At 66.2% G+C, this 2792-nt stretch carries 2 protein-coding genes and 1 tRNA gene; 1 reads left to right on the top strand and 2 read right to left on the bottom strand.

Annotated elements, in window-relative coordinates; translation table 11 throughout:
• Positions 1–50 precede the first annotated feature (50 nt).
• A tRNA-Met gene (locus D2N39_RS22020) sits at positions 51–127 on the top strand.
• Here the strand turns inward: D2N39_RS22020 and D2N39_RS22015 are convergent.
• Positions 84–1742 carry a recombinase family protein gene (locus tag D2N39_RS22015; protein ID WP_233557377.1) on the bottom strand — a complete coding sequence of 553 codons (1659 nt, stop codon included), beginning with the start codon at positions 1740–1742 and terminating at the stop codon, positions 84–86. The genes D2N39_RS22020 and D2N39_RS22015 overlap by 44 nt on opposite strands.
• 518 nt (positions 1743–2260) lie before the next feature.
• The coding region (locus tag D2N39_RS23485; protein WP_233557375.1) for a hypothetical protein at positions 2261–2792 on the bottom strand (532 nt) is incomplete at its 5' end.

The following is a 2792-nucleotide window of genomic DNA, read 5'->3' as shown; positions in this document are numbered from 1 at the left end:
TCACCGCCAAACCTAGAAAAGACCCGTCAACGATACAAAAAACACCCTGTCGCGGGGTGGAGCAGCCCGGTAGCTCGTCAGGCTCATAACCTGAAGGCCGCAGGTTCAAATCCTGCCCCCGCAACCACCGTCACTTGCCTCACGCCCGCCGCACCACGGCGGGCGTTGGCATTTGCGGCTACGTCATTGCCGCACAAGGACAAAATCGCACCCAGCTCGCCCCGGAGTTCGATCACGTGCCCGTTCGGCGCATCCGTGTCGGGCGTCAGCGTCACGCTCTCGATCAGCCCGCGCAGCAGGTCCGCCGCTTCCGGCCGGGCCTCTGGGTCGTTCAGGGCTGCGGCGAGATCCGTGACCTTGCGGGCGTAAGTCTCGGCCAGACCGGGGTGGATGGCCACGGGTTCCGGTTCGGGCAGGGCGGCCAGCTTCGCCTCAAGGTCCGCCCGTTCCCCTTCCAGCGCGTCCATCTTGGCCTTCATGCTCGGGTGAAACATCCCTTCCGTGATCGCGGTGACGATGTTCTCGATGTCGCGCAGCACCTTCGCGAGGCGCCGCTCCTGCTCGCCCCGTGCGGCCAGGCTCTCCAGTCGCTCCTTCTGCATCTCCTGCTGCCAGGTCGCGATGTACTCCCGGATCAGCTCCGGATGCATCAGCCGGGTCTGGAGGCCGTTCAGGACGCGGCTCTCGACGTCCTTCCTTGCGATCGTCTTCCTGTTGGCGCAGGTCCCCCGGTTCCGGGCCGCCGCGCAGCCATAGCGCGTGTCGCTGATCATGATGTAGCCCGCCCCGCAGCAGCCGCAGGTCAGGAGGCCCGACAGCAGGTAGCGCGGGCGGTGGCCGCGTTCGATCTTCGGCGCGCCGGGATCTTCTGCCCGTTCTGTGAGGATATCCTCCCGGATCGCGCCTTGCCGCTGTTTGACCCGGGTCCACAAGGCATCGTCGATGATCCGCAGGTGCGGGACCTCTTCGGTGATCCACTCCGTCTCGGGGTTCATCCGGGCCTGCCGTTTGCCGCTGTCCGGATCCTTCACGAAATGCTGCCGGTTCCAGACCAACTTGCCGACATAGAGCGAGTTGTTGAGAATCCCCGTCCCGCGCTGCCAGTTCCCCGAAATCGTCGAGAAGCTCCAGGTCCCGGAACCCTTGCCGCCTGAGCGGGGCGGGGCGATGCCGTCCTTGTTGAGCCCGATGGCGATCGACCGCGCGCTCAGGCCCCGGTCATACTCCGCGAAAATCCGCCGCACGATTCCGGCCTCGGCCGGATCGATCACCCGGTCTCCGGTCGTGTGCGTTCCGTCCGGCAGGGGCTGGCGGTCCAGCCGATAGCCGTAGCTGATCCCGCCCGCCGACTTCCCTTGCTTCACGCGGCCTTCGAGGCCTCGGTGAGTCTTCTCCGCGAGATGCCGCAGGAAAATCGCGGACATCGTTCCGCCCAGCCCAACATGCATCTCGCTGATCGGGCCCTCCCCCTTGGTAAAGATCTCCACGCCCAAAAACCGCATGCGCTTGTGCAGCCCCGCGATGTGTTCCTGATCCCGGCTCAGGCGGTCCAGCGCTTCGGCCACCAGCACGTCGAACTGCCCGGCCATGGCGGCCTGCTGCATCGCCTGAAATCCGGGGCGCAGGTGCGTGGCCCCGCTGATCGCCTCATCCGCGAAGACCTCCACCACCTGCCAGCCCCGCTCCTCGGCCAACCTGCGGCAGATCCGCACCTGGTCGGTGATCGAGGCCGCCGACTGCATGTCCGACGAATAGCGCGCGTAGATCGCCGCGCGCAGTGCCATCTTCTCTCTCATCACCGCGTCCCTCTCTCTTCCGACCGTGCCCGCCGCGCATCCGCCCGCGCCAGCAGCCGCACCAACTCAACCAACGCCGGGTGCGGCGGGGGCAGCGGCGCTCCCGGTCCCGGTGCTTCATGGACAGGCCCGGGCTCAGGCGTCGTCGCCTCAGCCCCGGGGGCCGTCGTCTTCGGGGCAGGGCGCTGCGCGTGCCCGGTCCCGCCTTCGGTCTCTTCCGTCCGGGCCAAGCCCGGCTCATGCTGCGTCCGCGCAGCTCCCTTCCGTGTCATCCATCGTTGTCCCGTCCTTCCCGCGCCCGGTTCTGGGCGCGTTCAAGATCAAGAGCCTCGGGGCTTCTGTCCCACAGGCCACACGGCCCGTGAGGAAAGATTACTCCGGGTCAGCCCCGTCCGTCCCGAACCGAACGAGGCCAGCCGAAAGGTTTATGTGGACAACCGGGGGGCTGGAGGCCTCGGGCCGGCTTACGCGGGCCCGAAAAAATCCAACTGGCGGTCATCGGGCTGTGCGCGCTTCCGCGCCTTCCGCCACGTCGCCGAAACGGCAGAGTTTGCGGTGATCTGCCTTTCTATAGTCTGGTCGCATTTAGTCTCGTCCGGCCGGTGACCCTCGCACAGGCGCTTGGCGAAACGCTTCAAGAGATCCGCGGCCCAGACCGGCACCCAGACCGAAACGCGGATCAGCCCCGTCGCCTTTTTGCGATCCGCCGAGGCCGCGCTGTAAACGCGATGCTTGGTCCTGAAGGACGCGCTGCTTTGCTTCGATTTACCGCTCTTTCGCTTCGAGCCCGTGATAATGTCCTTGGCCATTTTGGCCTCCGCTTTGGTGAAACCAAGCGTTCTGCTGCTGATGACGCCTTCTGCGCCTGACGGGAAAGTAGCGACACCAAAGGTCTCGCGCCACGCTGCCGCCGTCCGCCGTGTGCGAAACTTGTGGATTACGCGCTCACAACGACGGTTGACGCCAGACCACATCCAGACCCACAGCCTCGGCGCT

Origin of the sequence: Gemmobacter lutimaris, from assembly GCF_003570715.1 — a bacterium.
Classification (GTDB): Bacteria; Pseudomonadota; Alphaproteobacteria; order Rhodobacterales; family Rhodobacteraceae; genus Gemmobacter; species Gemmobacter lutimaris.
The sequence above is the reverse complement of the archived record's forward strand: the minus strand, read 5'-3'. Positions and strand labels throughout refer to the sequence as shown.